Origin of the sequence: Bradyrhizobium sp. CSA207, from assembly GCF_029051685.1 — a bacterium.
Taxonomy (GTDB): Bacteria; Pseudomonadota; Alphaproteobacteria; order Rhizobiales; family Xanthobacteraceae; genus Bradyrhizobium.
Genome location: NZ_JAACFT010000041.1, coordinates 1 through 22,607, shown reverse-complemented (window position 1 = coordinate 22,607; position 22,607 = coordinate 1). Strand labels below are relative to the sequence as shown.

The following is a 22,607-nucleotide window of genomic DNA, read 5'->3' as shown; positions in this document are numbered from 1 at the left end:
GCCTTTCGAGGACCCGATTGAGGTCGACGGCCGCAGGATGGTGACGCTGCGCGATGCCGGCGAGTAGCCCATATAGACAGCGACTGGATTTACCAAGCCCCTTTGTCAGAGCCTTGCGGTCGCTGCCCGAGAGCGGCCTGGGGTGATGTTTCGGCGCCATCCGGACATCCAAGCGCCTGCGGACCCGCCTGGAAAACGACCGCCGGACGGAGCCGAGCGCGCCCCTAGCTACTTTCCGGCGCAAAATCGCGGTTTTGAAGGACGCGGTCAACCATGCAAGACAATAAGAAGCCCCCGCGGGGGGCGGCGGGGCGATGTGAGGCCAAGATTGCGCTGGAAGTGGACTACCTTTGGAGTGACTGCTGTTCCATCATGCGACCGATGCTGATGAGGTTGTCGGCGACAACGCCGAGCCCGACCCAGCGCTTCATTCCGGCGCTGCCTTTGTAGCGGCAGCGATCGAGCCCGTGCCGCCGTTTGGCGACGCTGATGCGCCCCTCGCATCCGGTCCGCCATTTCTGGCCGTTGCGGAACCAACGCTTCTTCTGCTCGCGCTTGCGGGCGACGCTCTTGGTGGAACGATTGGGGATGCAGACGCGCTTGACGCCGCTCGCCTTCGCCGCGGCTTCATTCCTGGCGGAATAGAACCCGGCATCTGCCGCGACCAGACGTGGCGTGCGACCGAGCTTGGCTTGATGGATTTCGATGGCCAGGGATCAACAGGTCCGAATCGCTCGGCCGCCGATCATAGACTTCGTAGTCGATCACGATCTGGTTTTCGGCTTCCTGCAGCTTGACCATCTTGCCGAACTCGTTGGGCTTGCCGGCCTTGCCCTTGCGAATGATCTCCGTCGAGGGCTCGAACACGCTGAAGAGCTTGTCCTCTGTCCGCGTGTTGCCGTGGAAGATGCGTTGCCGGGTCTGCCGCATCACCTGCCGCACCAGCGGCATCATCGCTTCCAGCTCCTGCCGCAAGCCTTGCAGCGCCAGCCGTTTCAAGATGCCCCTGGCCCGCTTCACGCCGGTTGATATCTCATGGGAGAAGCGCTTCGCTTGCCCCACCACTCGGCTCGTCGAGTTCAATAGCTTACGGTAGCCTTGCTTGAGCCTCTCGTGATTGAGCGGTCCTTTGGCACGCGCAATCCGCGAGATATCGAGCAGCCGCAGTTTTACGCTTCGCGTTCGGTCGCGCAGCTTGGTTCCGGCCGCGCCCGCGATCTCGGTGACCTTCTCCATGGTGCGGATCAGCACCCTACCCCGTCACCCAGCAACGTGCTGTCGGTCGGGTAATGGATGTTGGTCTCCACCACCGTCGTATCCACACGCATTCCCTGCGTCACCCCTTGTTGCTGCGCGATTTGCACGATCCGGTCGTGGATCTGTCTGATTGTCTCCGGATCCACAGCCAGGCCCCAGCGCCCCATCGTCTTGGCGTCCGGCATCTTGCCGCCGCCCACACGGGTGAAGTCGCGATACACCAGATTGGCGCGCACTTCGCGTTCCAGCACGTGATAGCTCCAGTTGCGAACATGCTTCAGGATCAACAACCGCAACACCACCTCGGCCGGCGCGCCCAGCCGACCACGACTGCGGCTCTTGGGATGTCGTCTCGCCAGCGCCTCGTACACCGCACGGACGATCTGTTCATCCGCCAGAACCCGGTCAGCATGGGTCATCCAACCTTCGCGAAGATCGCTCACTTCCCCGGCGATCAAGCCGTCGCCGAAGCTCAGTTGCGCTCTGCGCATCTCAATCACGTTTCTTCCTCCCCCGCGGCACAGCCGCATCAGGGCGCAACAGGTCGTGATTGAACTCGCAGATCGCCTCGATCGCGTCTTTCAGCTTCTGGTAATTCTCCAGCCAGCGGCGCACCTCGGCAACGCGCTCACGCCGCACACTGAACTGGCGCACGCGTCCACCCGCATAGCTCACCGTCAGGACATGCACCTGGTGCCCTTCGCCGCGCGCGCATTTCGGGCAGCCGCTCTTGTGACGAACGGTGCGCTCCAGCAGCGAGCCGCGCAGCAGCTCGCCGGTGACCGGCAGCTTGCCGACAAGCTTCTCGCGCGTTTGAAGGGCTCGCTCACAAATCATTCATAAGAATGAATCAATGCTGCCGCTTCAAGTCAACGCCAATCCGTTCGACCTTGCAGTTTTCGCCACACCAAGCGATTCTGGCTGCCTCACAAGGCCGCCGAATTTTGCGCCGGAAAGTAGCTGACGGCCCGGCGCTCCAATTTTCCGTCGCCGAATGCTCGGCAAGGCGGAAGACATCTAGTACCTGCTGGCTTGAGGAAAATCACATTGTCGGAGTAGATTTCTCGAAGGAGACGCGATACCGGCGTCCATCAAGCGACGCGGAGCAATTGCCGATGGCGACTGTCGCCGCGTCGCTGGACTTGGACAAGGCCCGCCTAGTAAAGCGTTAGAATTTCGCCAAAATCTAGGTCGGCCGCAGCGCCTTGCCGGCGATGTCGAGGTCGGCGACCTGCGTGTTCCGCTCGGAATCGGCAACCGCGCGATGGTCGGTCGCCAGCACCACGTAGACCGCGGGCAGCACGAACAGCGTGAACAGCGTGCCGATCGACATGCCGGCGACGACCACGAGGCCGATCGAGAAGCGGCTGGCCGCGCCCGCACCGGTCGCGGTCAGGAGCGGGATCAGGCCTGTCACCATCGCCGCCGTGGTCATCAGGATCGGCCGCAGGCGGATGCGTGCGGACATCTCGATGGCCGAGCGGCGGTCGAGCCGCTCGTTGACCTGGAGCTCGTTGGCGAACTCCACCATCAGGATGCCATGTTTGGTGATCAGGCCGACGAGGGTGAGGAGACCGACCTGGGTATAGATGTTCATCGTCGCCATGCCGAAGAACAGCGGGATCAGGGCACCCACGATCGCCATCGGCACCGAGATCATGATCACGAGCGGGTCGCGCAGGCTCTCGAACTGGGCCGCCAGCACCAGGAAGATGATGACCAGTGCGAAGCCGAAGGTGACCGCGAGCTGGTTGCCTTCCTGAACATACTGCCTGCTGTCGGCGAGATAGTCGTGGCTGAAGCCCTGCGGCAGCTTCTTGGCCTCGCCTTCGAGGAAGTCGACCGCCGCACCGACGGTCACGCCGGGCATCGGCACCGCCGAGAAGGTCGCCGAATTGAGCTGATTGTAGCGGGTCAGCGAATTCGGGGCAGTCTTCGTCTCGATCGATACCACCGTCGACAGCGGAAGCTGCTGGCCGGTGTTGGTCGTCACGTAGAAGCCGCCGAGCGATTCCGGCGAGAGCCGCTTGCCGCGCGGCACCTGCGGGATCACCTGGTAGGAACGGCCCTCGAGGTTGAAGCGGTTGACATAGTTGCCGCCGAGCAGCACCGCGAGCGCGCTGCCGACGTTCTGCATGTTGATACCGAGATCCTGGGCCTTGGTGCGGTCGACCTTCACCGTCACTGTCGGCTGATTGTAGGCGAGATCGCTGTCGGAGACGATGAACATGCCGCTCTTGCGCGCCGCGTCCTTCAGCTTCTCCATCTGCTCATACACCGTCTGGAATCCCGCGGTGGAATTGATCACCATCTGCACAGGCAGGCCGCCCGGTCCGCCGGGCAGCGGCGGCAGGTTGAACGCGAAGGCCTGCACGCCCTCGATCTTGGAGAGCTCGGCCTGCACCAGCGGCTTCAGCTGAATAGAGGAGCGCTTCCTTTCGTCCCAGGGCTTGAGCAGCATGCCGGCGATGCCGCCCTGCGGGCCACTGATGCCGTTCAGCACGAAGCGCAGATCGGTTTCGGGGAATTTCTCGAATTCCTTGTCGAGCTTCTCACCGTAGAAATCTACATAGTCGATGTTGGCGTATTTCGGCGCCTTGGTCACCGCGAACACGATGCCCTGGTCTTCCTCCGGCGCCAGCTCCTTCGAGGTGTGCATGTAGAGGAAGCCGACCAGTCCGAGGATCGTCACCGCGAACAGGCCGGTGATGACCTTGTAGTCGAGCGAGCGGTCGAGCCTGCGGCCGTACCAGCGCGTCGTGGCGCCGAACACTCTGTTGACCAGCTTTGCAAACCGGCCCTCTTCGGTGTTCTTCAAAAGCACCGAGCACATCATCGGGGACAGCGTCAACGCGATCACGCCGGACACAATCACCGAACCCGCGAGCGTGAATGCGAATTCGCGGAACAGCGAGCCGGTGAGGCCGCCAAGGAAGCCGATCGGCGCGTACACGGCGGCGAGCGTAATCGTCATCGAAATGACGGGACCGACGATTTCGCGCGCGCCCTGCAACGATGCCTGGACCGGCGTCTTGCCCTCTTCCAGATGCCGATGGATGTTCTCCACCACGACGATGGCGTCGTCGACGACGAGACCGATCGCGAGCACCATGGCGAGCAGGGTCAGCAGGTTGAAACTGAAGCCCAGCGCCAGCATCAGCGTGCAAACGCCGATCATCGACAACGGGATGGTGACGACGGGAATGATGACCGAACGGAACGACGCCAGGAACAGGAAGATCACCACGATCACGATGATCACGGCCTCGCCCAGCGTCTTCTCCACCTCGTCGATCGACGATTGGATGAACTTGGTCGAATCGTAGGCGACCTTCATCTTCATCGACGGCGGCAAATTGCGCTCGAGTTCGGGGAACAGCGCGCGCACGCCCTTGACCAGCGTCAGCGGGTTGCCCTGCGGGGTCGCCTGCACGCCGATGAAGATCGCGTGCTCGCCGTTGAAGGCAACGCTCGCATCCGTGCTTTGGGCGGCAAGCTCGACGGTGGCGATGTCCTCCATCCGCACGAAGCCGCCGTCCTTGGCTTTGACGATCAACTTCTTGAACTGGTTGACGTCGGTGAGACCCGTGTTCGTCGAGATGTTCGAGACGATGAGGTAGCCCTTGGTCTGGCCCGCGGCGGACTGGAAGTTGTTGGCGGCGATCGCGGCCGAGACGTCAGCCGGGGATACGTTGCGGCCCGCCATCTTCGTCGGGTCGAGCCACAGCCGCATCGCAAAGGTCTGGCCGCCGAGGATGTCGGCCGACGCAACGCCGTCGACGGTCGACAGCACCGGCTGCACCACGCGCGTCAGATAGTCGGAGATCGCCGAGCCCGACAGCTCCTCCGAGGAGAAGCCGAGATACATCACGGCCGTGGTCTGGCCCGTCGTCTTGGTGACGATCGGGTCGTTGGATTCCTTCGGGATCAGATATTTGACCGAGTTCGTCTTGGCCAGCACCTCGGTGAGTGCCTGGTTCGGATCGAAGTTCAGCTTGATGTAGACCTGGATCGTCGAGGTGCCGAGCACGGAGGACGAGGTGATGTAGTCGACGCCCTCGGCGGAAGCGACCGCCTGCTCGATCGGCGTGGTGATGAAGCCCTGGATCAGGTCGGCCGACGCGCCGGGATAGACGGTCGTGATGTTGATGACCGTGTTCGAAAGCTTCGGATATTGCCGGATCGGCAGCACCATCGCAGCGCGCAGGCCGATCAGCAGGATCAGCAGGCTGACGACGACCGACAGGACCGGACGCTTGATGAAAATATCGGTAAGGGCCATCGCGGCGATCTCGATTTCTATGTCTCAAGAAGCGTGATCCGGCCGGGCCGGATCACGCAATTGTATGGTTAGTAGCGCGGCGGTTGCGCCGGGATCTGCGGGGCCGGATCGGCGGAAATCGACACCGGCGCGCCCGATTGCAGCTTGAGCTGGCCGACGGCGACGACCTTGTCGCCCGGCTTCACACCTTTGAGGATTTCAACGCGACCCTCGACCCGGCTGCCGGTCTGCACGAAGGTGCGCACCGCACTCAGACTGGTCTTGCCGTCTTCTTCCTTCTTCTCGGTGATCACGAACACCGAGTCGCCGTACAGCGTGTAATCGACCGCCGTCTCCGGCACGGTGATCACCGCGGGCTTATCCGGCAGCACCACAGTGGTGGTCACGAACATGCCGGGCTTCAGGATCTTCTCCGGATTGGCGACGGTGGCCTGCACGCGGATGTTGCGGGTGTCGGCCGAAATCTGCGGCTCGATCGTGGTGATCTTGGCGTCGAAGGTGCGGCCCGGATAGGCGTCGACCCTCAGCCGAACCGATTGGCCGACCTTGAGGTTGCCCGAATCCTTTTCCGTCACCGTGAAGTTGGCCCACAGCTCCGACAGATCGGTCAGCGATACGATGGCCGTGCCGGCCGTCAGATACTGCCCGACCTCGACCTTGCGGACGCCGAGATCGCCGGAGAACGGCGCGCGCACCAGCTTCTGCGAGATCAGCGCCTCGGTCTTGGCGATGCCGGCCTGCGCCTGGTCGTAGGCCGCCTGTGCCTGGTCGACGGTTGCCTGCGGACCGAATTGGCGCGACGCCAACTGCTTGGCGCGGTCGAGCGACAGCTGCGCGACGGTTGCCTGCGCCTTGAAATTGGCGAGGTCGCCCTGCTCCGGCGCGTCGAACAGCTGCACCAGCGGCGTGCCGGCCTCGACATGCGTGCCCGGCTCGAACTTGATCTCGGTGACGCGGCCGTTGACGTCGGTGGTGACGTCGACCTGGTGCACGGCGGCAAGCCCGCCGACCGCGGTCAATAGGTTCGGCACTACCTCCGACTTCGCCTCGGCCACGCTCACCGCAACCGGCGGCGGCTTGTTGTTGGCGAAGAACTGCTTGATCATCTGGCCGCGAAAATAATTGAACCAGACGAGACCACCGACGAGCACAGCCAGCAGCGAGCCGACGATGATGAACCACAGCAGCGGCCGAACCGGGCGCTCCGGCGCCTTGTCGATCGGTTCGCCCGATATCTTGTGTTCGGTTACGATGTTCATGTCATGCACTTTCTGCACTCGCCGTCTTGCCGAGATCCGGGGCGCGGCCCAGATGCGGAGCAATTGCGGCGTCGTTAAGTCCGATACCTCTCAGGAGAAACTCACAGAGCTGGCGCTCCAGATCGCTTGCCTTGCCGTAGTCGAGGCAGGGCGTGGCCGGCAGCCTGGTCAGCGCCGCCATCACCAGCGAATGATGCGCAAACCAGAACAGATTGAGCGGGTCGCCGGTGCACGGCCGCGCGTCGCCGGCGGCGACCGCGCGCTCGTGCGAGGCGACGAAGGCCGCTCCGATCAGCTTCTCGACCTTTGCATATAGCAAACGCGCGAATTCGCCATCATCCAACTGGCTCGTGGCCGTTAGTCGCAGGCGCTGGGCCTCTTCCTGGTCGGGGCCGTCGGCGATATGAAGGAAATGCTGGACCATGCCGCGGATCAGCTCGACCAAGGTGACGGTCGAGGGCTCCCGTTCCAGCAGCTCCATCAGCGCCGGGTCGGCCTCGCACTCGTCGCTGAGAATCTCAGCGTAGAGCGCCGCCTTGGACGGGAAATGCTTGAACAGCAGCGCCTCGGAAATGGCAGCGGCGGCCGCCACGCTCTTGGTCGTGGTGCCGGTATAGCCGTGTCGGGCAAAGCAGCGCTTTGCGGCACTGAGGATCAATTGACGCCTCAGGTCGCTGGTCATTCGCAGTGAGCTCATGCGAGTGAGTAAGCACTCACCCACGCCAAAGTCAAGCTAAATGGTGCGATGCAACTGCAAGGATGTCCAAAAAGGTAGCCATGTTCTAAATCGGCCGGAATGCATCGCCACTCTGCGCCAAATACGGGCGAGAGCGACGGACCGAAGGACTTCGAAGAGTCGCTGCCGCTGCCGGAGGACGACTCCGTCACCATACCGGGCACGCTGGTCGGTTTCGTGAATCCTTCTGCGCGACTGTCTCGCCGGCTATCAGAGGACGAGAACCTGCTGCTCGAATCGCCTGCGGCGCGCGCCAGAGTGACCTGGCGCAGGCGGTGTGGAAATTCGGGAGGCGTCTGGCTCGGTCGGAAAGCTTGCACAAAAAGCTCGGCAGCCTTTGGGTTCGCCGACGCGGCGGAGGTATTGAACCGACGTGGACGGTCGTGCGGGGACATTGGGGCCCGATGCGCCATGCAAAGAGGCCGTCGAACACTGAGCGCATCCGACTACTGGATAGACTGGTGGTACGCGACCCGGAAGGGTTCGGACATCGCGCTAGTCCGGGCAAGATCGCCGGTCGACCGGCTGGACCCGTCGCGGGACGGCGGCGAGGGCGTCGAGCGGGTCGGCACCACAGCCCACGACGCGCAAACAAGACAGATCGAGGCGCTGCGCGATGGTCGCTGGCGTCCACTTCGTCGCAAGCGCCAGTGCGAAGTTCGGCGCAAACGTGATCGTCGCGCTTGACGGCTAATCGTTGCTAGCCACGAGCCGGGCTCCGAGACGAACCGCCGTGTCGGCAAGAACACGGCCGTGACGCCGCCGATCAGCGGCGTCAGGACAAACCCGATCAGGCCCATCTCATGGTACATCGGCAACCAGCTCACGCCCTTGTCGCGACCGCGCGGCAGAGCGAGGGCGTGGGCGACTACACGCGCCGCAACAAGGGTCTCCGCGCCTGCATTCCTGCAGCAAGGCAATCGACGCGCCCCTCACCTCTTGCGGGACTGTGACGACGTCAAGAAGGTCATCCAAGACCGCCGGTTTTAGAAAATCGATTGGTCATGGAGCCCACAACGAAGGCAAAGCCGGGCGCATCGACCTCGCGGGGACTTGATTGAAATCAAGGTGAGTGAGTTTCTGTTAATGTGAAGCGGTCACTAATCGGAGCGCTCGCGCTCCGCGCAGTGCGCGCGGCAACCACCGCTTTCGTGAAATCACGGAGCTCAAGTCGACGGATTTGCGGACGCCCTGTCAGTCGCGCGCGGTCGCCTTGAGGGGCGCGATGACGTCCTCGCGGGCGATGATGCCGACCAGCTTCTGGCGGCTGTTGAGCACGATGACGCTCCTGATGCGGTGATCGACCATGATCTGGAGCACGCGCGTCAACCTGGTCTCGGGACTGACATAGATGAACTCGGGCGTCATGACATCGCCGACCTTGCGCCTCATCAGTTCGTGATAACGCGGCAGCATCTGGCTCGGCGTGAAGGCGAAGCTCTTCAGGATGTCGAATTTGGTGACGATGCCGACGACTTGCTCGTCGTCCTCGACTGGATAGCTGTTGAAATCGTCCTGCTCGAACATCTCGCTGAGTTCGAGCATGTCGAGATCGCGCTTCACCGTCCGGACGTTGCGCGTCATGTAGCTGTCGACGGTCTGCTCAAGAAACTTGTACATGGCGCGTCCTCATCGATTGGTTCTGTGGCGGCCCGGCCGTCAATGCGACAGCAACACGCAGCGGGCGGATTGCGTCACCAGATGCTGCGTGACGTCGCCGAGGATCAGCTCGCGGAAGCGCAAATGACCGTAGGCGCCGGCGACGATGAGGCCGGCGCCTGCCTCATCGGCGATCTTCTCCAATTGCGCGGCGGCGGTTTGGTCTGTCGCGGCCTCGGGGATGCGCGCGGTCGCAGCGACGCCGTGACGAGCGAGCCATGCGGCAACATCCGTGGCGCGCGCCGTCGCCGCCGAGCCGTCGTCATCGCCTTCCGGAATCTCGATGATGGTGATGTCCCTCGCCTTGCGCAGCATCGGCAATGCATCGGCGAGCGCCCGCCGCGCCTCGGGCGCGCCTTTCCAGGCCACGAGCACGCTGCGCAGATCGAGCCAGTTGGCCCCGTCGGGCACGATCAGGAGCGGCCGGCCGGCCTGCATCACCAGATCCTTCGGGCTTGCGAGCAAAAAGGCATTGGAAAAGGCCGGCTGTGCCCGCCGCTGACGACGATATCGGCGCACCGCAGCTGCGCCAGGACAAACCGCGTGGGAAAATCCATGGCGCTGCGCCATTGCGCATGTCCGCCGCGCGCCCTCGTCGCGGCGCGGAATTGCGCTTCCAGATCGGCAAGGCGCCGCTTGACGGAGGCCTCACCCTGGTCGATCAGGCTCTGGGCCTCGGCGCCGTCGGTGAAATAGATCGGCGGCGCGAACTGCGCCGCGGCGATGCCGACGATGCTCGCCTCGAACCGCTCGGCGAACTCGCTCGCGACCTGAAGACGCGCCTCGTTGGGCTGATCGAGCGCCAGGCTGACCGTCACGGTCGCGTATGTCATCGGTAGCCTCCGGGCAGTGCGTTGCTATGGAAATCTAGCCGCACCGACGCAAGGCAGGATGAGATAGATCAAATGTCCTCGCACCATGCTGCGAGAAATCCGCCAATGGAGTCGGACATCCGAACTTGCCTCCGGCCCGGCCTTGGGCGAAATTGCCGCCACCCTCGTGGCACGGGGACCCGCTGCGGGAGAATGGGTGCAATAGCTTGTCGCCGAGCCGCGTAACGCATCCGCCAGACGACGCTCGCGACGAGCATTTTCGCTTCCGGATTGAAGGCTTTGGCGTCGGCACCTGGGATCTCGACCTCAGGACGCGCGAGCTGGAGTGGTCGGCCACCGCCAGAATGTTGCTCGGCATCGAAGGGGATCAACCGGCAAGCTATGAACTCCTTCTCTCGCGTCTTGGTCCTGCGGAGCGCGAGCGAGTGGAGAGCGCGATCAAGCACGTCGTCGAGCGCGGCGGCGGCTTCGACGTCTCCTTCAGAGTTGTCAATGCCTCAGGCGTGTGGAGCTGGATTCGCGGCCGGGCAGGTCTCATCCGGGACGAGGCCGGTACCGCCCGCCATCTCAGTGGCATTTTTCTCGACGTCAACGAGGAGAAACAGGTCGAGGAAGCGCTGCGCACCCGCGAGACGCACCTCCAGTCGATCCTCCAGACGATTCCCGATGCGATGATCGTCATCGACGGCCGCGGCATCATCCAACTCTTCAGCACGGCGGCTGAGCGCCTGTTCGGCTGGCCTGAGCATGAGGCCATCGGCCAGAATGTCAGCATCATGATGCCGGAGCCGGACCGATCCCGCCATGACAGCTACATCGCCCGCTACCGCACCACCGGCGATCCGCACATCATCGGCATCGGACGCATCGTGACCGGCAAGCGCCGCGACGGAACCACTTTCCCGATGCATCTGGCGATCGGCGAGATGCAGTCAGGCGGCGAGCCTTACTTCACCGGCTTCATCCGCGACCTCACCGAGCATCAACAGACCCAGGCGCGGCTCCAGGAATTGCAGTCCGAGCTCGTTCACGTCTCGCGGCTGACCGCCATGGGCGAAATGGCCTCCGCGCTCGCCCACGAGCTCAACCAGCCGCTGGCGGCGATCAGCAATTACATGAAAGGATCGCGGCGGCTGCTCGCGGGCAGCAGCGATCCGAACACGGCGAAGATCGAGAGTGCACTGGACCGCGCCGCCGAGCAGGCGTTGCGCGCCGGCCAGATCATCCGGCGCCTGCGCGACTTCGTCTCCCGCGGCGAATCGGAGAAGCGGGTCGAGAGCCTCTCCAAGCTGATCGAGGAGGCCGGCGCGCTCGGGCTTGCCGGCGCGCGCGATCAGAACGTGCAGCTCCGCTTCAGCCTCAATCCGAACGCCGACCTCGTGCTCGCCGACCGGGTGCAGATCCAGCAGGTGCTGGTCAATCTGTTCCGCAACGCGCTGGAAGCGATGGCGCAGTCGCCGCGACGCGAACTGATCCTCACCAACATGCCCGTCGCCGACGACATGATCGAGGTCGAGGTGTCAGACACCGGGTCCGGTTTCCAGGACGACGTGATTCCAAACCTGTTTCAAACCTTCTTCACCACCAAGGACACCGGCATGGGTGTGGGACTGTCGATCAGCCGCTCGATCATCGAGGCTCACGGCGGCCGCATGTGGGCCGAGAGCAACGCATCGGGCGGCGCGACATTCCGCTTCACCCTGCCGGCAGCCGACGAGAACTGATCCATGACGACCAAGGGAATGATCTACGTCATCGACGACGACGAGGCGATGCGGGACTCGCTGAACTTCCTGCTGGATTCGTCCGGCTTTGGCGTCACGCTGTTCGACGACGCGCAAGGCTTCCTCAACGCCCTGCGCGGCCTCGCCTTCGGCTGCGTCGTCTCGGACATCCGCATGCCGGGCCTTGATGGAATCGAGCTTCTCAAGCGCATGAAGGCGCAGAACAGTCCGTTTCCGATCCTGATCATGACTGGTCACGGCGACGTGCCGCTTGCAGTCGAGGCGATGAAGCTTGGTGCGGTCGACTTCCTGGAAAAGCCGTTCGAGGACGACGGCCTCGTCACTATGATCGAAGCCGCGATCCGCCAAGCCGAACCGGTCGCCAAGAACGAGGCCATCGCCCAGGATATTGCCGCCCGTGTCGCCTCGTTGAGCCCGCGCGAGCACCAGGTCATGGAGGGGCTGGTCGCAGGTCTCTCCAACAAGCTGATCGCCCGCGAATACGATATCAGCCCGCGCACGATCGAGGTCTACCGGGCCAATGTGATGACCAAGATGCAGGCGAGCAGCCTTTCGGAGCTGGTGCGGCTCGCGATGCGCGCCGGCCTGATCAAGGATTGAGAGAGGTTAGAGCCCTTTGAGACAGGTCAAAGCCCTTGCGCCGGCCTGTGCTAGCCAGTCAGCATGATCGAGATCGGCTCGCAGCATCAGCAGCTCGCAACGGCGTCGTCGGCAAAGCCAACCGTCTACGTGGTCGATGACGATGCCGCCGTGCTGGGCTCCCTGCGGTTCCTGTTGGAAACCGACGGTTTTGTCGTGCGGACCTTCAGGAATGCCACGGCGCTGCTCAATGCGGCGAGCCCGCCCCGCGCCGACTGTTACGTGATCGACTACAAGATGCCCGACATCAACGGCATCGAGTTGGCCCGCCGTCTGCGCCAATCCGACGGCGACACGCCCGTGATCCTGATCACCGGCTATCCCCACGGGAATATCTCCACCCGGGCGGCGGCGGCAGGCGTGAAAGACGTGATTTTAAAGCCGCTTCTCGATGAAAACCTGATCAAGCGCATCCGCCGCGCGATCCAGGACCGGCACGAAAACTGACCTACGGGATTCTCCGTAAGGGCACCTCCCTAAGATATCGCTCGAAATTTTCAGGCCCCACAATCCCGCGTAGCAATGCGCCATCACAACGGAGATGGCGCAGATGCTGACCCAGACGCTCAAGACCGAGGCGATTAAGATCGCTCCCGCGCGTCCCGTTTCCGACCAGTTCGGCGCGATCGCCCGACATGTCGGTCTCGTCGCCACCGAGTTCTCCTATCGCAAGGACGAGGAGATCTACGGCGAGGACGAGCTCGCCGAATATGTTTATCAGGTCGTCTCCGGCGCGGTGCGCAGCTATAAGCTGCTCTCCGACGGCCGCCGTCAGATCGGCGCGTTCCACCTTCCCGGCGACGTGTTCGGCCTGGAACCCGGCCAGACGCATCGCCTCGCGGCCGAAGCGATTATCGTCACCAGCGTGCGCCTCGTGGCGCGGGCCAGCCTCGAAAGGGTCGCCGGCACCGACGTACAGGTCGCGCGCAAGCTCTGGGCCATGACGGCCGGTGAGCTGCGCCATGCCGAGGATCATATGCTTCTGCTCGGACGCAAGACCGCAATGGAGCGCGTTGCAACTTTCCTGCTCGAAATGGACCGCCGCCTGGCCGTCGCCAGCATGATGGCGCTGCCGATGTGCCGGCGCGACATCGGCGACTATCTGGGCCTCACGCTGGAGACCGTGTCCCGCGCGCTGTCGCAGCTTCACGCACAGGGCATTTTGGGCTTCTCCGGCGCCCGCCAGATCGTGCTGCGCAACCGCCAGCGTCTGCACAATCTCGACGCCTGACCGCTTTCTCCCCACCGACGTTTCTCCTCCGCGATTTGGCCGGATGTCGGCTATTCATCGCGCCCGAGCATGATGTAATGAGCAACAAGCGATTGGCCGGCGTCAGTCTTGCAGACTAGAGAGGTCCGCTAGAGCGTACCGGTATTGGCGACTACCGCTGGACCTCGGGCCGATCAAAAAGCTAGTTGTAAGGGGATTGGCGGATGCGAAACAATCGACGATCACACGGATTGTGGGCGCTGACTGCGCCACCAGCGCCAGAAACGGCTCCCCTCACCGGTGAAACTGCAGTGGATATCGTCGTGATTGGCGGTGGATATACCGGGTTCTCGGCGGCCCTTCATCTTGCTGAAGGAGGAGCGCGTGTCGCGCTGTTGGAGGCGTCTGAAATAGGATTCGGCGGCTCCGGGCGGAACGTTGGGCTCGTGAATGCGGGCATGTGGCTCATGCCTGACGCGCTTGCGGACGCGCTCCGCGCGCCGTTTGGAGAACGGTTGCTTGAACAACTCGGCAACGGACCGCAGAAGGTGTTTGAACTCATCGAAAAGCACGACATCGAATGTGAAGTGGAACGAGCCGGCACCTTGCATTGTGCGGTCGGACGTAAGGGCTTGGAGGAGATTGAGACCCGTGCCGAACAGTGGCAGAAGCGTGGAGCGCCCGTTTTGGTGCTAAATGCGGAGGCAACACGCAGGAAAGTAGGCGGTGGCGACTACACCGGCGCGCTGCTCGATAAACGCGCCGGCACCATACAGCCATTGGCCTATGTGCGAGGGTTAGCGCGGGCCGCGCTTGCGATGGGAGCCAGGATATTTACGCAAAGCGAGGCAGTCATGGCGCAACACAACGGTTTGCGCTGGAGAGTCGGCACCGAAAGCGGATCTGTAGAGGCCGACTGGGTGGTCGTCGCGACGGATGCTTATAGCAAAGGACTTTGGTCTGAGGTACGGCAGGAACAAGTTCGACTGCCCTATTTCAACTTTGCCACGCCTTCTCTGCCCGACGATCTGAGAAAGTCGATCCTGCCTGAGCGGCAAGGTGTCTGGGACACTCGAGAGGTCCTCTCTTCATTTCGCCTCGATCGCTCCGGCCGACTCGTGTTTGGCAGTGTTGGTGCGCTTGAGGGGATTGGGCAATCTATTCACCAGGCCTGGGCCCAAAGATCGTTGCACAAGTTTTTTCCAGGACTTCGGGGCGTCCAGTTTGAAACCGGTTGGTTTGGCATGATTGGAATGACCTCGGACAACTTGCCCCGGCTTCACAAGCTGGACCGCAACGTCATCAGCTTCAGTGGCTATAACGGCCGCGGAATCGCACCAGGCACAGTGTTTGGCAGTGTTTTGGCTTCGTACGTATTGGGGCAGATACCGGAGAACGGTCTGCCGTTGCCGGTCACTGCCGTTGAACGCCAGCGTTTTCGTGCAGCGCAGGAAGCCTTTTATACGGCGGGCTCCCAGCTTGTTCACCTGATGGATTCCTGGTTCTGATCACCCGAGCAACTCGGTTGGCACTCTTTGTTCGCAGCAGTATGGAACGATGCCCTGGTCTGAGGACCGAAGCCATCGACGACATGTATGTTTGACCGACCGAACGAACGAGGAAATTATGTGACAGTCCTTCTCTGCCGCGGAGGGTTAACGTCGGCATTAATTATCCCAAGCTGATCGATGCCCTAAGCGAGACATTGCGGTGCGGCGGAGTTCGGCACAGCTACGACGTCGGTCCAGTTGCATTGCCTGGTCACCTCTTGGCCATGCCGGCCTGGCAGCGGGGCAAGGCACTCGGCGTGAAGCTGGTCACCGTTTTCCAGGGAACGGCGTGACGAATCCTGCCGTTTCCTCACTTTACATGCTGTTCGACGGCGCAACTGGCCGGCCGCGCGCAATGATTGATGGCGAAGCGCTCAGTAGCCGGCGTACGGCCACCGCCTCTGCGCTCGCATCACGGCATCCATCACGCCCCCGATAGAAGCCTCGGCGCATCAGCAATTCGGGCGATTGCCTTACCGATGCGGCTCGCCTCATCCGACGAAAGCTTGCCAGCGCCAAAGTTCTAGCGCTGCGCATCATCGCAGCAGTAGAGCCGCGCGAGGTGGCGAAATCAGTGTTTCATAGACCTTGAGGCAGCTGTGTTCGAGGCAATTCCGAACAATGTAAAGCTCTTGCGTTAGGGTTCGGCCGTCGCTTGAAGCTCCGGATCGAAGAGATCCCTGGAAAACCAGCAGAGCCCATGCAGCGGCCAATTCCGGGAGTTTAGGAATTCCTTGCGGATGCCTCGCTTCCAATCCTGGTTGCTGTACCAAATCGTTTGAAATAGATCTGCTTCGGATTGATATTTAGCTTCGCGTAGTCATTGAGAAAGAACGCGATCTTGTCGAAGACCGAATATGCGCTCGGAATGCCGCCTTCACTTTCTGAACGGCAATGGAGTAGCTCGGGTAGCCTCGCGTACGGGTCTCACCCGCGCTGCTGTGACGAACTAATCGCAAGGCAAGCGAGGCAAACCCCGAGTGACATCCGACAGTCCTCTCTGGGACTTGTCGAACGTGGCAAAATGGCTTCACTTCTTCGTTAATGAAAGAAAGTTCGAGACTGACCGCTCGTCAGTGTCTGGCGCAGACATCAAACGGATCGCAGGAATCGACGCGACCTACCAGCTGTTCCTCGAAGAACGATCCGCGCGTATACTGCCTCGGCGCGGCCGGGGTCGAGGAGCGAGATTTTTGCTTGGGCCATCAGATCATCGAGAGCGAATTGCAGTCAGCAATGGACGCTCTGCTTAATTTGCGTGATGTGGCCGACGCGGATGCGGGGCAATGTCTTGCGCTATGCCTGGCGCGCCTTGAGTCAGCAAACTATGTTCTGACGCGCTTTTATGAACATATGTCGCCGGACTTATTTGGCCAATTTCGTGTGTTTTACGGAAAGAATCCCTACAAGAATACGCTTGGTCCAAGCGGCCGCTTCTCGGCACGTATCGTGGCAGTCTCGGTGCTACTGATCGGTGAACAACTCTTCCACCAGAAACCGCAATTTTATAGGGATCTATATCGACTTTCCGAATATTATCCGCAGAGATGCATCCGCGAGGTATTCCGCTGGCTATCGTCCGACAAGGGGAGTGCACCGCTCAAGCCGGGTTGGCTGGAAGGGAAAGCGGACTTTCCTAGGATTGCGACCATTTCGCCAGTCATGGAGCATCATGGCGGCGAAATCGGAATGCTGCGCACGTCCTGTATTTGTGCACGGGATCGGTTTACCCGAATGCACCGTAGTACGGCGTTAAAGTATACCGTTGAGCCGGGTCGTCCAATCGTCGGAGTTGAAGTATCGGAGAATGTTGAGGCTGTCCTTTCTCAGCGGCTGTTGACAGAGGAGCGTCGGTGAACTGACGGTGGTCTCTGCCTGGCTAAAAGCAGCCAACGATGCCAGAGGCGCAGGCGTCCGACATCGGTCGAGAGGTGTTAGTCGATGTCTCAAGACGAACTGATCCTTCGTCGCTTCGAGTCCGGGGATAGCGATGGTGTATGGCATCTGCACAGAACCGCATCGCAGGATGTTGGTGTGTGTGGCCCCGAAGGGGCCTGGGAGGATGATTTACGCCATATCGAGGAAGTGTACGTCGGGTCGGGCGGAGACTTCGTCGTTGCGCATATTGGTGCCCGACTCGGTGCCATGGGTGGGCTGAAACCTGTTGATGATGATGTCGCAGAACTCAAACGTATGCGGGTCGATCCCGTCTTTCAGCGGCGAGGGCTTGGAAGGAGGGTCCTTCGTGAATTGGAGTCGCGAGCTGTTGCTCTCGGTTTCAAGTGGATAGTGCTCGACACAACAACGATCCAAGTGGGGGCTCAAAGACTTTATGAGACCGCTGGCTATGTTCGCTGCAGGGAAGGGATGTTGCACGGATATGCAGTGATCTTTTACGAGAAGCGGCTCACTGGCCAGGATGACCCCACATGACCAAATGAGGATTGAGAGCCCGGATAATCCAGTGAAGGTCTATGGACGCGCAACGAGCACAATTTCAGTCACTTGCCCCTGATCGCCCACACTCACTCATTGGGAATGATGTCGAATGCGCTTAGTCAAAACCGTCACCTCCGCGAAGACTTCCTTCATGCGTCCCGCGGGATCTGCGATCGGAATAATCCCATGCCACTGTAGCTGACAAGGACGTGAAGGTTTCGCGATCGGCAGGCCTCGAACGCACGCACAACTTCACGCCGGGCCGAACCAGCGTTGAATTCAAAACGAGAGCTGAAATGGTACGCCAGCGGCGGATAGGCGAAGACGCGCTGGAGCGTCGTGGGCTCGCGACGTGAGCGGATGGCGCGAAGCGTCGACAAAATCAGCGGAAGTCGGGGCCGCCTGTTCAGACGGACGGTTGCTACCTGCATAGCGTGGGACAGACTCGAAGCGTCCCCGGTGAAGATGCGATAGCCCAGTCGCTTGAAATGCCTGGACACGGTGCATGTGCCGGCGAACGGATCCTAGAGTGAGTGGCCCCCCGGCGTCATGCGCGCGACAAAGCTCTCCAACCAGAGCAGCGTTGCGGTCTTCGAGCGGATATAGCGCATCAGGTCTCCCGCCTTGTCCGAACCGCATGGTCGGCCTCGAATGCCTCAACTGCACGCAGCAACAAACGGAATTTCATGCATATGCGACATCACGACGGCCGACCGATCCGACCGAGAGCCGTCCCAATCCAATCATGAGACGCGCTGCATTCGCCTCTTTCTTTCTTGCTGCAGCAGCTTACGCCTTATTGCCTCACACCGATCATAGTTGGGGCGGAGGCATGAGCGGCAAGGACGAAACGCCTCCGATCGAGGCGCTAGCGTCTCCAAGTGATCGGAAAACGCCTCTTGCAACCAAGCGCCGTCGCAAGAACCTTGGCATGCCGCCACCCGCGTCCTTCGATATCGAAACGCTGCCGGGGAGCTCTAATTTCACCGCATTAGAGGCGGCCACGGTTATCCGGCGCACGCCCGGAGCGCTGTAGCAGTGGCGGCGCGATCCGAACCGCCCGCTGAAATGGCGTTACGTGGATGGCCGCCCGCTCTATCGCGTCGATGCGGTGCGCGACTAGCCTTCAATGATCCGGTTGCTAGCTCGTGCACCGCTTCTCGGCCAGCTGTTGCCGTTTAGCCTCGCGTTTGAGTTGGTTCGGATCGCCCCTCTTGACTACCTCGCTGGCCGCGATGGTGACCGACTACGATGAGATCCGTATGGCAACATCGTAAAGCGGTAAGGACCACGGAGCCGGGAGTTCGCTTTCGGCATCGCAACGAAGGACCCGCTCGCACCCTCCTGGATCAGGACCGAGTACCAAACCTGCATCGAGCAGCTGCGGATCGGGTCTCACCAGTTTCGTGGTGCTCACGCCCGCATTCGGATCAACTGCCATTCCGTAGTCTCATTCAAGCAGCTCTCGCAGGCGCTCAATGCGAGCGAACCGGAATGGATGGACCGGTTTGACCATCGGACCAAGCGCCTCGGCTCGAATGCGAACAATCGGATGATGAAAATGACGAGCGTGCGACGGGTGACGTTCATGAGTCGAGCTGTCGGTTCTCCGCCGAATGCCAGTCCGCGCCGTGGAGGCGGATCATCTCCCGACGGGAACGCACGATGAATATGCGCTCAACGCAAAAGCCGGCTGTAACTGAAGCCGCCAGCGCAAGGCCGCAGACTACATAGTCATTCATGAAGTTCCATAAAATGTTGCAGCCGGCAACTCCTACAAAAGTAAGTGCCATGACTGTGTTGCGAAATGCCTTAACCATGTTGCCCCCGTCAGTCGGCGAGGGACTTTTAGCATTGCAACCATGGCGATTGGCAGCGTTTGACCCTTGTGATGCGCCGTCTTTCTGCTCGATCAGCCTGGGTCCGGCCGCGCTGTCGACCGCCGTGGGTTCCCCATTGCCGGGCGCAGTTCATCGATCGCGCCCGGCGTCGGCGCGTCCACACTATCTGCGCGTGTCGCTCGATAACCGCCTCTATCACTTCCAGCCTACCTATTCCGGATGGCGAGGGCACAAGCGCGAACCGGCGTTTCACACTGGCACAAAAGCTTGCCAAGCTTCGGTTAGCTCTTCCAGAGCATGCAGGTAGAGCTCAAAAATGCGAGCGTCGAATCCAATCGTCTGGAATTGTTCCACGAAATTTCCGTCGGCGTCATGGAAGTCAGCGAAGACCGCCTGCATCATCGCCCGACCAGGAGCTGGTCGCGAGACCACGAAATTGCGGATGCAACTCGTTCTCGGGCCGCATTGGAAGGAAGAGAGACTTCTTTGACATTGCGGTGCAACCTCGCCGAAGGCAGCGTGCTGAAAGGGCGCCAACTGTCATATCCCGGTTGACATTAGCCGCGGCCAATTTTCGGCCAGGACGCGAAAAAGCGGAGTTCCAGCCGATGTCCCATTCCGGATGGTTTCGCAGACCAACAGCCTTGGACCTAAGGATTATGGTTCATAAGGTCGGGCTGCAGGTTCGTTTCAGGTCAAACTAGCCACGGAATCGATAGATGGTCAGAATCTCTTTGGTAATAGTCCCGGAAGCTGGCCCCAGTATCAGTTGCTAACGAGCCGGCCGACCGCTTCCTAGCACTAGCACTTCAGCGAGCGAAGCCCTTCAGGCTCCATCGGTTTCTTCGCCGCGGCATCCGATTGCACGACGAGCTCATAGCGGCCGTTCCGCTTACGCACCACTCGAGCATAATGCTCGGTATGATCACCACCGCTGACATTTTGTGGATTGTCGCCAGCGCAGGTGCGTGCAGGTCGTTGACTTGCGCCATGACCTAGAGGTTCGATCGTTGCGGGACGCGCATCACAAATTGTCCTTGCAGACGAATCCAGACAAGGCGATCTTACGCCTCGCGCGCGTACTTGCTCGTCTAGCCGCGAGGGAAGATCATGAAAGTGAGCTCGCCAACCGAACCGACAGGGAAGAGAGCGACGATCTATGCTCGTTTCTCCACCGATCTTCAGAATGAGCGATCGATCGAAGATCAGCTCTCACTTTGCCAAAGCTATGCCGAGCGTGAAGGCTTAACCGTTATCAGCACCTATGAAGATCGGGCTCGTTCAGGCGCCTCGGTGATGGGACGCGAAGGCCTTCTCCGGATGTTGGACCAAGCGCGGGCGAGATCCTTCGACGTCGTGATCGTTGAAGCGCTTGATCGCCTCTCTCGCGACATGGAGGATCTCGCAGGCATCCATAAGCGGCTATCTTTTCTCGGGATCGAGATCCGGGCGGTCCACGAAGGCGTCGTTAATACCGTGCTGGTCGGCCTTCGCGGCCTAGTCGGACAACTCTATCGTGAGGACAACGCGCACAAGGTGCGTCGTGGCCAAGCAGGGCGGGTCAAGCAGGGCTTGGCTGGAGGTGGCCTGACATACGGATATACCGCGGTCGCCGGGAGGAGCGGCGAACGAGTCATCGTCGAGGCCGAGGCACAAGTGATCCGGCGCATCTTTCAGGAATACGTCAACGGTCGAACGCCTCGTGAAATCGCGCACGATCTCAACAAAGAGAAGATATCACCTCCCCGAGGGCGGACATGGAACGCCTCAACAATTAATGGCAACCTCGAGAGGGGTGCCGGCATTCTGCAGAACGAGCTTTATGTAGGGCGCCTCGTCTGGAACAAAGTCAGAATGGTGAAAGATCCCGATTCGGGAAAGCGTCTGTCTCGACCAAATCCAAAGAGTGATTGGCAGGTTGCTGAAGTGCCGCATCTAGCAATTGTCAGTCCAGAGCTGTTCACAGCCGCTCAGCAGCGCAAAGAGAAGCGCGGTCACGTCCACCCAAGCCATGAACGTCGTCCTCGTCGGATGCTATCTGGCCTGCTCCGTTGCGGTTCATGCGGCTCCGGCATGGCAACTAATGGGAGGGACAAATCGGGGCGCGTTCGCATTCGCTGCTCGGCGGCCACGGAGAGCGGCACGTGTCCTGACGCCAAGACTTTTTATTTAGACGCCGTCGAGAGCGCAGTCCTCAGCGGGCTAAAGGCCGAATTGCGCGCGCCGAAGGTCATTTCGGAGTACGTACGCACGTATCTCGAGGAGCGGAAGCGCCTGGCAGCTACATCAAATGCAAAACGGCAGCGCCTTGAGCAGCAGCTTGGGCAATTAAGCCGGGAGATCGAACGACTGGTGGATGCGATCGCAAAAGGACATGGCGATCCATCCGTTCTCGGACCGAGATCAACTGCCTTAAATGCTGAACGCAAGCGGATATTTGAGGAGTTGCAAAGTCAACCGCCCGCTCCGAAGGAAGTCGCGCTGCATCCGGCCATCCTCAAGCGCTATGAGGAGCAACTCGGTCGGATTGAAGAAGCACTAGGGAAAGGTGTGAGTTCGGGAGACGGTGAGGCCGCAGAGGCCATCAGAGACCTGGTCGAGACGGTCACTGTTTTCCGTGATCCGGGGCGCCGAGGTGGTGTAGCCGTGGAGATAGCAGGCCGACTAAATGCCCTGCTCGGGGAAAAGGCTTATCCAAATCAGGTCAAAGGAGTGTGGGGAAAGGTGGTAGCGGGAGAGGGACTCGAACCCCCGACCCCAGGATTATGATTCCCGTGCTCTAACCAGCTGAGCTACCCCGCCACAGGGCTCGCGGGGGCGCAAATGGCCGATCTCGCGAACGCGCGGCATATAAGGAAGGGGATCGGGGGCTGTCAATCCGCGTTTGCTGAAGCTTCCGCCTTCGCCAAGGCTTCCGCCTTCGCTGAAGCTTCGGCGGACAGATCGGCGGGGCCCGATTTGGCCGTTTTACGCACCGAACCCGTCATGGCCGGGCTTGTCCCGGCCATCCACGCCTTCATTCGCCGACCCAAGAACGTGGATGCCCGGGACAAGCCCGGGCATGACGGCGGGATTGGGCTGCGGAACGGGCCTATTTCGGCCTGACCGTCGGGTCGCCGCCCGGGCTGCCGGGGGGCGGGATGACGGGGGTATTGCC

At 61.2% G+C, this 22,607-nt stretch carries 17 protein-coding genes, 1 tRNA gene and 3 pseudogenes; 10 read left to right on the top strand and 11 right to left on the bottom strand.

Features of this window, described 5'->3' with window-relative positions; translation table 11 throughout:
• Positions 1 to 344: 344 nt before the first annotated feature.
• The 8 genes and pseudogenes from GWG65_RS33930 to GWG65_RS33895 form a co-directional block, all read right to left on the bottom strand.
• Positions 345 to 1,748 (bottom strand): annotated as a pseudogene (locus GWG65_RS33930) (ISNCY family transposase).
• A 1-nt stretch (position 1,749) separates the two neighbouring features.
• A complete protein-coding gene (locus GWG65_RS33925) occupies positions 1,750 to 2,094 on the bottom strand; it encodes a DUF6788 family protein (protein ID WP_275199826.1) in 345 nt (114 codons plus the stop codon).
• 349 nt (positions 2,095 to 2,443) lie between these two features.
• Positions 2,444 to 5,539: a multidrug efflux RND transporter permease subunit gene (locus tag GWG65_RS33920; RefSeq protein WP_275199825.1), complete on the bottom strand. Its 3,096-nt coding sequence runs from the start codon at positions 5,537 to 5,539 to the stop codon at positions 2,444 to 2,446.
• A gap of 68 nt (positions 5,540 to 5,607) precedes the next feature.
• Positions 5,608 to 6,798, bottom strand: a complete 1,191-nt coding sequence (locus tag GWG65_RS33915) for an efflux RND transporter periplasmic adaptor subunit (RefSeq protein ID WP_148742479.1) — start codon at positions 6,796 to 6,798, stop codon at positions 5,608 to 5,610.
• A gap of 1 nt (position 6,799) precedes the next feature.
• A complete protein-coding gene (locus GWG65_RS33910) occupies positions 6,800 to 7,495 on the bottom strand; it encodes a TetR/AcrR family transcriptional regulator (protein WP_148742478.1) in 696 nt (231 codons plus the stop codon).
• Between the two features lie 927 nt (positions 7,496 to 8,422).
• A pseudogene (locus tag GWG65_RS33905) lies at positions 8,423 to 8,573 on the bottom strand (hotdog domain-containing protein); the annotation flags it as partial.
• A gap of 155 nt (positions 8,574 to 8,728) precedes the next feature.
• Positions 8,729 to 9,154 carry a CBS domain-containing protein gene (locus tag GWG65_RS33900; protein WP_148742477.1) on the bottom strand — a complete coding sequence of 142 codons (426 nt, stop codon included), beginning with the start codon at positions 9,152 to 9,154 and terminating at the stop codon, positions 8,729 to 8,731.
• A 39-nt stretch (positions 9,155 to 9,193) separates the two neighbouring features.
• Positions 9,194 to 10,026 (bottom strand): annotated as a pseudogene (locus GWG65_RS33895) (universal stress protein).
• 206 nt (positions 10,027 to 10,232) lie between these two features.
• Between GWG65_RS33895 and fixL the strand changes: the two are divergent.
• From fixL to GWG65_RS33855, 8 genes are all read left to right on the top strand, one after another.
• Positions 10,233 to 11,750, top strand: a complete 1,518-nt coding sequence (fixL, locus tag GWG65_RS33890) for a sensor protein FixL (RefSeq protein WP_148742476.1) — start codon at positions 10,233 to 10,235, stop codon at positions 11,748 to 11,750.
• Positions 11,751 to 11,753: 3 nt separating this feature from the next.
• Positions 11,754 to 12,371 carry a response regulator FixJ gene (gene fixJ / locus GWG65_RS33885; protein WP_275199824.1) on the top strand — a complete coding sequence of 206 codons (618 nt, stop codon included), beginning with the start codon at positions 11,754 to 11,756 and terminating at the stop codon, positions 12,369 to 12,371.
• 63 nt (positions 12,372 to 12,434) lie between these two features.
• Entirely contained in the window at positions 12,435 to 12,857 is a 423-nt protein-coding gene (locus GWG65_RS33880; protein ID WP_148742474.1) for a response regulator, read from the top strand.
• Between the two features lie 103 nt (positions 12,858 to 12,960).
• Complete coding sequence (locus GWG65_RS33875) at positions 12,961 to 13,641, top strand: helix-turn-helix domain-containing protein (protein WP_275199823.1); 681 nt, start codon at positions 12,961 to 12,963, stop codon at positions 13,639 to 13,641.
• A 203-nt stretch (positions 13,642 to 13,844) separates the two neighbouring features.
• Positions 13,845 to 15,128, top strand: a complete 1,284-nt coding sequence (locus GWG65_RS33870) for an FAD-binding oxidoreductase (RefSeq protein ID WP_148742472.1) — start codon at positions 13,845 to 13,847, stop codon at positions 15,126 to 15,128.
• A gap of 1,239 nt (positions 15,129 to 16,367) precedes the next feature.
• Positions 16,368 to 17,027, top strand: a complete 660-nt coding sequence (locus GWG65_RS33865; protein WP_235940181.1) for a hypothetical protein — start codon at positions 16,368 to 16,370, stop codon at positions 17,025 to 17,027.
• Between the two features lie 84 nt (positions 17,028 to 17,111).
• Positions 17,112 to 17,603: a GNAT family N-acetyltransferase gene (locus GWG65_RS33860; RefSeq protein WP_148742469.1), complete on the top strand. Its 492-nt coding sequence runs from the start codon at positions 17,112 to 17,114 to the stop codon at positions 17,601 to 17,603.
• Between the two features lie 643 nt (positions 17,604 to 18,246).
• A complete protein-coding gene (locus GWG65_RS33855) occupies positions 18,247 to 18,645 on the top strand; it encodes a hypothetical protein (RefSeq protein ID WP_235940179.1) in 399 nt (132 codons plus the stop codon).
• A 550-nt stretch (positions 18,646 to 19,195) separates the two neighbouring features.
• On the opposite strand, the gene GWG65_RS33850 is transcribed toward GWG65_RS33855, so the two are convergent.
• Entirely contained in the window at positions 19,196 to 19,429 is a 234-nt protein-coding gene (locus GWG65_RS33850; RefSeq protein WP_148742468.1) for a hypothetical protein, read from the bottom strand.
• Positions 19,430 to 19,699: 270 nt separating this feature from the next.
• Positions 19,700 to 19,852, bottom strand: coding sequence for a hypothetical protein (locus GWG65_RS33845; RefSeq protein WP_187436169.1), 153 nt, complete (start codon positions 19,850 to 19,852; stop codon positions 19,700 to 19,702).
• Positions 19,853 to 20,560: 708 nt separating this feature from the next.
• Between GWG65_RS33845 and GWG65_RS33840 the strand changes: the two genes are divergently transcribed.
• Positions 20,561 to 22,219 carry a recombinase family protein gene (locus GWG65_RS33840; protein ID WP_148742497.1) on the top strand — a complete coding sequence of 553 codons (1,659 nt, stop codon included), beginning with the start codon at positions 20,561 to 20,563 and terminating at the stop codon, positions 22,217 to 22,219.
• Here the strand turns inward: GWG65_RS33840 and GWG65_RS33835 are convergent.
• A tRNA-Met gene (locus GWG65_RS33835) sits at positions 22,176 to 22,252 on the bottom strand. The two genes, GWG65_RS33840 and GWG65_RS33835, sit on opposite strands and share 44 nt — an antisense overlap.
• A 21-nt stretch (positions 22,253 to 22,273) precedes the next feature.
• Between GWG65_RS33835 and GWG65_RS33830 the strand changes: the two genes are divergently transcribed.
• Entirely contained in the window at positions 22,274 to 22,555 is a 282-nt protein-coding gene (locus GWG65_RS33830) for a hypothetical protein (RefSeq protein WP_275199822.1), read from the top strand.
• Positions 22,556 to 22,607: the final 52 nt, after the last annotated feature.